General features: G+C 69.6%; 9 protein-coding genes. 7 read left to right on the top strand and 2 right to left on the bottom strand.

Going from position 1 to position 8,329, the window contains the following annotated elements:
- Positions 1-52 precede the first annotated feature (52 nt).
- Positions 53-403: a recombinase family protein gene (locus J2Z33_RS19030; protein ID WP_377110481.1), complete on the bottom strand. Its 351-nt coding sequence runs from the start codon at positions 401-403 to the stop codon at positions 53-55.
- 46 nt (positions 404-449) lie between these two features.
- Between J2Z33_RS19030 and J2Z33_RS17715 the strand changes: the two genes are divergently transcribed.
- Positions 450-1,025 (top strand): 3-methyl-2-oxobutanoate hydroxymethyltransferase, encoded by a 576-nt coding sequence (locus tag J2Z33_RS17715; protein WP_245218973.1) that lies wholly within the window; start codon positions 450-452, stop codon positions 1,023-1,025.
- Between the two features lie 24 nt (positions 1,026-1,049).
- Here J2Z33_RS17715 and J2Z33_RS17710 read toward each other — a convergent pair whose 3' ends face one another.
- On the bottom strand, positions 1,050-2,084 hold the full coding sequence (locus J2Z33_RS17710) for a LacI family DNA-binding transcriptional regulator (protein WP_209843528.1): 1,035 nt from the start codon (positions 2,082-2,084) through the stop codon (positions 1,050-1,052).
- A gap of 148 nt (positions 2,085-2,232) precedes the next feature.
- Between J2Z33_RS17710 and J2Z33_RS17705 the strand changes: the two genes are divergently transcribed.
- The 6 genes from J2Z33_RS17705 (at position 2,233) to J2Z33_RS17680 (ending at position 8,197) form a co-directional block, all read left to right on the top strand.
- Complete coding sequence (locus tag J2Z33_RS17705; protein ID WP_209843526.1) at positions 2,233-3,204, top strand: sugar ABC transporter substrate-binding protein; 972 nt, start codon at positions 2,233-2,235, stop codon at positions 3,202-3,204.
- 78 nt (positions 3,205-3,282) lie between these two features.
- A complete protein-coding gene (locus J2Z33_RS17700) occupies positions 3,283-4,338 on the top strand; it encodes an ABC transporter permease (RefSeq protein WP_209843524.1) in 1,056 nt (351 codons plus the stop codon).
- Complete coding sequence (locus J2Z33_RS17695) at positions 4,335-5,138, top strand: ATP-binding cassette domain-containing protein (protein ID WP_209843522.1); 804 nt, start codon at positions 4,335-4,337, stop codon at positions 5,136-5,138. The genes J2Z33_RS17700 and J2Z33_RS17695 overlap by 4 nt, the downstream gene beginning before the upstream one ends.
- Before the next feature lie 175 nt (positions 5,139-5,313).
- Positions 5,314-6,219 (top strand): sugar phosphate isomerase/epimerase family protein, encoded by a 906-nt coding sequence (locus J2Z33_RS17690; RefSeq protein WP_209843520.1) that lies wholly within the window; start codon positions 5,314-5,316, stop codon positions 6,217-6,219.
- The gene (locus J2Z33_RS17685; RefSeq protein ID WP_209843518.1) at positions 6,216-7,238 is read left to right on the top strand and encodes a Gfo/Idh/MocA family oxidoreductase; all 1,023 of its coding nucleotides are present in this window, start codon (positions 6,216-6,218) and stop codon (positions 7,236-7,238) included. The genes J2Z33_RS17690 and J2Z33_RS17685 overlap by 4 nt, the downstream gene beginning before the upstream one ends.
- Positions 7,239-7,255: 17 nt before the next feature.
- The gene (locus J2Z33_RS17680) at positions 7,256-8,197 is read left to right on the top strand and encodes a sugar phosphate isomerase/epimerase family protein (RefSeq protein WP_209843516.1); all 942 of its coding nucleotides are present in this window, start codon (positions 7,256-7,258) and stop codon (positions 8,195-8,197) included.
- Positions 8,198-8,329: the final 132 nt, after the last annotated feature.

The following is an 8,329-nucleotide window of genomic DNA, read 5'->3' as shown; positions in this document are numbered from 1 at the left end:
AACCTCCGGTCGGGCTACGCCCTCCCTTCAGTTCAGCCCCGACGCATCGCTCTCATCCAGATTGTCGCTCGTGCCTCATCCTGATCGACACGCTCCAGCGAGCCGCCTGCCGGGCCTTTGCGGTCTCCCAGAGCTCGTCGGGCACGATCCTCATGTGGGGAATAAGGGCGATCCTATGGTCCTCGAGCGGACGGGCGCGGGCCAGGCGCTTGCCCGTGTCGGGGTGGCGCACCCAGTCGTGCCTGTTCCAGACGCGGCGTCCCACATAGAGGTCATTGTTGAGGATGCCAGTCCCCCTCTCGCGATTGCCGTTGATGGTGTTCTGGGCCCAGCCGCCGGTCCCCTTTTTACGTTTGCCCGAGGGGGGTGCGGAGATGCCGTCGCGGTTGAGGTCGGCGGCGATGCTCCGGGGCGAGCGGCCCTCGACGTACTCGCGGAAGATGCGCCGGATGACCTCGGCCTACCTCCGCAAGGCCGCCCGGATGATGGATGTGGGCGCCGACAGCTGCTACTGCTCCGCCTCCTTCACCACGATCAAGGCCTTGGCCGACGAGTCCATCCCGGTCACGAGCCATGTGGGCCTGATCCCCTCCAAGGCCACCTGGACCGGCGGCTTCAAGGCCGTGGGCAAGACCGCCGACCAGGCGCTCAAGGTCTGGGAGCACGTCCGGCGGCTCGAGGACTGCGGCGCCCTCGCCGCCGAGCTGGAGGTCGTCCCCGACCGGATCGCCGCCGAGATCACGAGGCGCACCCCGCTCATCATGCTCGGCATGGGCGCGGGTCCCTGGGCCGACGCCCAGTGTCTCTTCGCCGAGGACGTGCTGGGCTGCACGCGCGGGCACAAGCCTCGCCATGCCAAGATCTACCGCAACTTCCGCACCGAGATGGACCGCCTCCAGCAGGAGCGCATCGCGGCCTTCGGCGAGTTCAAGGCCGACGTGGACCGCGGCGCCTATCCCGAGGCCCGCCACGCCGTGCCGGTCTCCGACGACGAGCTCGCGAAGTTCCTCGAGGCGATCGGCTGAAGGGTTCGGCCGGGGCCCGCCCGCCTACACGTTCGCCGGCGTGACGATCTCGAAGGGGATGGTGCGTTGCAGGATCGGGCTGCCCTTGGGTTGCCCGATCGCGTCGAGCATGGTCTGGACGAGCTGCTCCGAGGTGCGCTCCAGCGGATGGCAGAGCGTGGCGGTGATGAGCCCCTCGGCCAGCCCCCGGTGCGTCGCGGGCCCCATGTCCCGGCAGACCACCCGGACCGCCCGCCGCCGCGCCTCCGGCGCCTCCCGCAGCGCCTCCAGCACCCCCGAGATGCCGCCGCCGGCCACGTAGATCCCTACCAGGTCGTCGCTCCCCGCCAGCAGCCCCGCCATGATGCGATGCGCCTCCCCCGGCTCCTCGTGCGTCGGGCGGCTGTCGTCCACGCTCAGGTGGGCGGCGTTCTCGCGCATGTAGGACCGGAAGCTCGCGTCCGACACGTCCTGGCACTGATACCGATGGTTGCCGATCAGCACCGCCACCCGCCCCGGCCCCCGCGCGGTTTCCGCGATGAACCACGCGGCGGTGCGCCCCAGCTTCCAGTTGTCGGTCCCGACATAGCCGGCGCGGTCGGGGGCGGACAGGTCGGTGATGTAGGCCACCACCGGCTTTCCGTCCGCCTTCAGCGCCTGGATCGTCTGGCCGATCAGCGGATGGTCCCCCGCGATCACCGCCACCGCGTCGCAGCCCGCCGCCAGCGCCCGCAGCCGCGCCGCGATGGTCTCGGGCTCCAGCCGGTCCACGAACTCCAGCACCGGCTCGATCCGCTCCCCCCGCCGCTGCGCCGCCGCTTCCTCGATCCTGCGCCCGAACAGCCGGTACAGCTCCCGGCTCGACTGCTGGAGCAGGAAGCCCAGCCGCCGCCGGGGCATCGACTGGTCCTTGCGCGCGTCGATCACGTTCAGCCCGTAGAAGCCGATGCCCGTGGCCGCCTCCCGCACGCGCTCGATCGTGGCGGTCTCCACCTTGGCCGACCCGTTGAGGATGCGGTTGACGGTGGACACGCTCACCCCGGCGGCCTGGGCCAGATCTGCGATGGTCGGCCTCTTCATGGCATCCCCGTTCGTGTCATCGTTTCATGAGGAACAAGAAACAAATGAAACGGTAATGAAACTTTTGGGTTCATGCAATGGCTGCATAGGGGCTATGACGTCCTCACCAACGAAGGCCCGCCGGGAGGGCGGGTTTGGGGAGGACAGCATGACCATTCTCAAGACCGCCTCGGCGGCGCTCATCGCCACGGTCGTCGCGACCGGCGCCTTCGCGCAGGACGGCGCCAACATCTTCGTCATCGGCGGCAAGGCCGATGACCCGTTCTGGTCCATCGTCAAGAAGGGCGCCGAGGACGCGGGCCAGATCGTCGAGGCCCAGGGCGGCTCCGTCACCTGGCTCGGGCCGCAGAACTACGACAACCTCGGCCCGGACGCCGCCGACCTGATCCGCACCGCCATCGCGCAGGACGCGGACGCCATCGTCGGCCCGAACTGGGTCCCCGAGGCGATGGACGAGGCCTTCCAGGCCGTGACCGAGGCCGGCATCCCGCTCATCCTCTACAACGCCGGCGGGATCGAGGCCGCCGACCGCCTGGGCGCGATGAACTACGTGGGCAGCGACGACTACCTCGCCGGCAAGGCGGCGGGCGAATACTTCGCCGACCACGGCGTGACCAACGTCACCTGCGTCAATACGCTGCCGGGCGCCGCCAACCTCCAGGCCCAGTGCAAGGGCCTGATCGACGGCGCGACGGGCAAGGGCGGCACCGCCCAGGAGCTGCCGCTTCCGATGTCGAGCTTCGGCAACCCCACGGCGGTCGCCCAGGCCGTCAAGGGCCACCTGCTCGAAAGCCCCGAGGTCGCGGGCCTTTACACCATCGGCAACGTGGACGCGAACAGCGCCTCCATCGCCATCATGCAGGCCGGCGCGGGCGACCGGGTCAAGCTCGGGGGCTTCAACCTCGACCAGACCATCCTCGACAACATCAAGGCCGGCACGCAGCTCTTCGCGATCGACCAGCAGGGCTACCTCCAGGGCTTCCTGTCGGTGGCGATCCTCAACAACTACGTCAACTACGGCCTGACCGTGCCGACCCGTCAGATCCTGACCGGCCCCGGCATCATCGACGCCGCCAACGTCGATGCGACGCTGGCGGGCGTGGCGGCCGGCGTCCGCTGACCCCCGCCCCGGCCGGCGGGCGTCCCTCGGGACCCCGCCGGCCGACCCCCATCCCGCTCAACCTTCGGGGAGCCCCGCATGATGTCCGACACCCTCAAGCCATCCCTGGCGCCGCCCGCCGCCCGACGGGACCACGGGCTCTCCCTGGGCGCCCTGGCCCGCCGGCCCGAGACCGGCTCCTTCCTCGGAATGCTGATCGTCTTCGCCTTCTTCGCCGTCTTCGGAGGCTCTAGCTTCCTGGGCTTGGGCGGCGCGGCGAGCTGGCTCAACGTCGCGGCCGAGATCGGCATCGTGGCCCTTCCCGTGGGCCTGCTGATGATCGCGGGCGAGCTCGACCTCTCGGTGGGCTCGGTCATCCCCGCCGCCTCCATGACCGTCGCGGTCCTGTCGGGCTACTTCGACCTTCCCCTCGTCGTCGGCATCGCCGCCGCCCTGGCGCTCGGCCTGCTCGTGGGCTTCGTCAACGGCCTCCTCGTCCTGCGGACGGGCGTGCCGTCCTTCATCATCACCCTGGGCAGCCTCTTCGCGGTGGCGGGCCTGACGCTCGGCATCTCGGTCCTCGTCACCGGCAGCACCGGCGTCGCCCTCCAGACCGGCCCCTTGGGCAAGGCCCTGCTGGGCTCCTTCATCGGGGGGATGTTCCAGGTCACGATCCTGTGGTGGATCGCCGCCCTGCTGGCGGTGGGCTACATCCTGCACGTCTCGCCGATCGGCAACTGGATCTTCGCGCTGGGCGGCGACAAGGTCAGCGCCCGCAACGAAGGCATCCCCATCGACCGCCTGACCGTGCAGCTCTTCATGGGCTCGGGCTTCTGCTCCGCCTTCGTGGGCATCAGCCAGGCCATCCTCTACAACTCGGCCCAGGTCTCCACCGGCCAGAGCTTCATCTTCAACTCGATCATCTCGGTCGTCATCGGCGGCGTCCTCCTCACCGGCGGCTTCGGCTCGGTCGTGGGCATCGCCTTCGGCACGATCACCTTCGCCATCGTTAGCCAGGGCATCTTCTACACCGGCTTCGACGCGAACTGGGCCTCGCTCATCATCGGCGTCCTCCTGCTGCTCGCGGTCCTGATGAACAACACCTTCCGCCGCCTCGCGCTCAGCGCCACGACCTCGAAGGGGAAAGCGAAATGACGACCCCCATCCTCCGCCTCACCAACGTCTCCAAGTCCTTCGGCCCCGTCGATGTCCTCCACGACATCTCGCTCCAGGTGAACGCGGGCGAGGTCCTGTGCCTCTTGGGCGACAACGGCGCGGGCAAGTCCACCCTCATCAAGACGCTCTCGGGCGTCCACGCCCCCACCTCCGGCACCATGGAGATGGACGGCCAGCCCGTGGCCTTCGCCAACCCGCGCGAGGCGTCGGACCGCGGCATCGCCACCGTGCATCAGTTCGGCGGCACCTTCCCGCTGATGAGCATCGGCCGCTGCTTCTTCGTCGGCCGCGAGCCGGTGAAACGCTGGGGGCCGCTCAAGGCCTACGACCGCCGCACCGCCAACGAGGTCGCGGTCAAGGCGATCCAGGGCTTCGGCATCACCCGCATCACCGACGGCGACCGCCTCGTGGGCGGCCTCTCGGGCGGCGAGAGGCAGTCCCTCGCCATCGCCCGCGCCGTCCACTTCGGCGCGCGCGTCCTCATCCTCGACGAGCCCACGGCGGCGCTCGGCGTCAAGCAGGCCTCTCACGTGCTGCGGATCGTGCTGGAGGCGCGGCGGCGCGGCCTCGCCGTCATCTTCATCACCCACCAGGTCACGCACGCCATGGCCGTGGGCGACCGCTTCGCCGTCCTGATCCGGGGGTCGCTCGCCGCGAGCTTCGCCAAGGGCGAGCGCACGCGCGAGGAGATCACCGACCTCATGGCCGGGGGCGAGGCCATGGCCGAGCTGGAGGCCGAGATCGCCGCCCACGAGGCGGGCTCGCCGCAGGCCGCGTGATTCGGCCCCTAGCACGGGTCCGGGGGGTGTTGCGCCAAGTGCCCCCTGACCGCTCGTTGCTGTCAGACCTCGTCAATCCCGCCGTGGGATTATCCTCGCACGGGCCGCGAAACGGGTCCGCGCCACCGAACCGCGCCGCCCCGCCCCGGCCCCACACGACGAAAGGAACGCCCCGATGAGAATCGCCCTCGACCCCTTCATGCACCGCCACCTCTCCTTGGAGGAGCTGCCCCGCAAGGTGCGCGAGCTGGGCTATGACTGGATCGAGATGTCCCCCCGTGGCGACTTCCTCGAATGGTTCAAGGCCCCCCGCGTGTTCCCCGACCGCATCAAGGCGTTCAAGCAGGCCCTCGCCTCCGAGAACGTCAGGATCGCGTCGCTGCTGCCGATGTATCGCTGGGCCTCGAACGACGAGGCCGAGCGTCAGGCCGCCGTCAAGCACTGGAAGCGGGCCATCGAGATCGCGGTCGAGATGGAGGTGGACACCATGAACTCCGAGTTCGGGCGCGGCCCGCACCCGGACAAGGGCTCCTGCTACTGCTGCCACACCGGCAGCATGATCGAGGCCTGCGAGGACGCCTGGTGGCGCTCCATGGAGGAGCTCGTCCCGATCTTCGAGCGCGAGGGCATCACCCTCAACGTGGAGCCCCACCCCGAGGACTGGTGCGAGACGATCCAGCCCGCGCTCGACATCATCCGCACGGTGAACAGCCCGCGCGTGAAGTTCCTCTACTGCGCGCCCCACACCTTCTACTTCGGCGACGACACCGTGGAGATGCTGCGGGCGTCCAAGGACGTGCTCGCCCATGTCCACGTCGGCGACACCTTCAACCACAAGGCCTCCTCGGGCCTGCGCTACATCCTGAACCCGCCCGGCACCCAGGCCCGCGTCCACCAGCACCTCAACATCGGCCAGGGCGAGGTGCCGTGGGACGACTTCTTCGGCACGCTGGCCGAGATCGGCTTCGACGGCATCATGACCGCCTGCGTCTTCGCCTGGGAGGACAAGGCCGACCAGTCCGGCATCTTCATGCGGCAAGAAATGCAACGCTACATCGACAAGCACTGGAGCGCCCAATGACCCTCCGCGTCGGAGTCATCGGAACGGGGATGATCGGCCAGGACCACATCCGCCGTCTCACGCAGGTCCTCTCGGGCGTCCGGGTCGTCGGCGTGACCGACATCGACCGCGCCCGCGCGACCGCCGCCGCCCCCGAGGGCGCGGAGGTCTTCGACAGCCCCCAGGCCCTCATCCGCTCGGACAGCGTGCAGGCCGTGGTCATCTGCTCCTGGGGCCCCGCCCACGAGGAGCAGCTCCTCGAATGCATCGCGGCCCGAAAGCCGGTGTTCTGCGAGAAGCCCCTCGTCACCTCCGAGGCCGCCGCGCTGCGCGTCATGGAGGCCGAGGAGGCCCACGGCCACCGGCTCGTGCAGGTCGGCTTCATGCGCCGCTTCGACGCCGATTACCGCCGGCTCAAGGCGGTGATCGACGGCGGCAGCCTCGGCGCGCCGCTCCTCTACCATTCCGTCCACCGCAACGCGTCCGTGCCCGAGGGGCTCTACACCTCCGATATGCCGCTCAACGACACCCTCGTCCACGACGCCGACATCTCGCGCTGGCTGCTCGACGACGAGATCACCGGCGTCGAGGTCCGCGTCCCGCGCCGCTCCACGCGCGGCAAGGATCTGCGCGACCCGGTCGTGGTGCTCCTGCACACCGCCTCCGGCGCGCTGGTCGATGTCGAGATCTCGGTGAACATCGGCTACGGCTACGACATCCGCGGCGAGGTGAGCTGCGAGGGGGGCGTGGCCTCGCTCCCCAACCGCCCCGCCACCGTCGTCAGCGACCGCCACGGCATCCGTCAGGCGATCCCCGCCGACTGGCGCGAGCGCTTCATCGACGCCTACGACCAGGAGTTCCGCGAATGGATCGTCGCGGCGGGGCAGGGGACGGCGACCGGCCCCAGCACCTGGGACGGCTACGCCGCCACCCTCGTCGCCGACGCGGCGTTGCGCGCCGTCGAGAGCGGCCGGCTGGAGCCCGTGCGGATGCGCGCCAAGCCCGCGCTCTACGGCGAGCCCATCGCCGTCGCGGCCTGAGAACAAGGACAGACCCGATGAAGCTTTCCATCTGCACCGACGTGATGGGCGACCTGTCCTTCACCGCCATGCTCGACAAATGCGTCGCCCTCGGCGTCGAGGGCATCGAGATGACCGGCGGCGGCTGGTCCAAGGGGCCCCACTTCCGCGCCGACCGCCTCCTCGCCGACAAGGGCGCGCTCAAGGCCGCCCTCAAGGAGATCGAGGCGCGCGGCCTGGAAATCGCCGCGCTCAACTGCTCCGCCAACCCGCTCGACCCCGGCCCGATGGGCGAAAGGCACCGGCGCGAGATCGAGCAGACCGTCCGCCTCGCCGGCGAGATCGGCGTCAAGACGGTCGTCACCATGTCCGGCCTCCCCGCCGCCGCACCCGGCGACACGGTCCCGAACTGGCTCGTCTACACCAAGTCTTGGCCCGACGAGATGCCCGAGCGCGACCGCTACCAGTGGGAGGACTGCGCCATCCCCTATTGGGAGGGCCTCGTGAGCCTTGCCAAGGAGGTCGGCGTCGAGCGCTACGCGCTCGAGAACTTCAGCGCCATGCTGGTCTGGAACCCTGAGACGCTGGCCCGCCTGCGGAATGCGGTCGGCCCCACCGTCGGCATGAACCTCGACCCCTCGCACCTGATCTGGATGGGCGCGGACCCCATCGCCTCGGCCCGCGCGCTGGGCCCGGCGATCCACCACTGCCACGGCAAGGACACCCGCATCGAGCGTGGCCTCGCGGACGTCAACGGCCTGCTGGAAACGCGCGAGGTGACCGACGTCGCCGCCCGCGCCTGGAACTACGTCGCCGTCGGCGCGGGCCGCGACCTGCAATGGTGGAAGGAGTTCTTCTCGGTGGTCCGCATGGTCGGCTACAACGGCTGGGTCAGCCTCGAGATGGAGGACTTCACCATGTCCACCGAGGCGGGCATCCAGTCCTCCATCGACGCCCTCCAGGCCACGATCAGCCGATGAGCCGAACAGGAGTGGACCCTATGTCCTTGACGCAATCCAAGCCTCTTGACGTCATCACGATTGGCCGCTCGTCCGTGGACCTGTATGGGGTGCAGGTGGGCGGCCGGCTGGAGGACATGGGGTCGTTCGGCA

Origin of the sequence: Rubellimicrobium aerolatum, from assembly GCF_017872975.1 — a bacterium.
GTDB lineage: Bacteria > Pseudomonadota > Alphaproteobacteria > Rhodobacterales > Rhodobacteraceae > Rubellimicrobium > Rubellimicrobium aerolatum.
The sequence above is the reverse complement of the archived record's forward strand: the minus strand, read 5'-3'. Positions and strand labels throughout refer to the sequence as shown.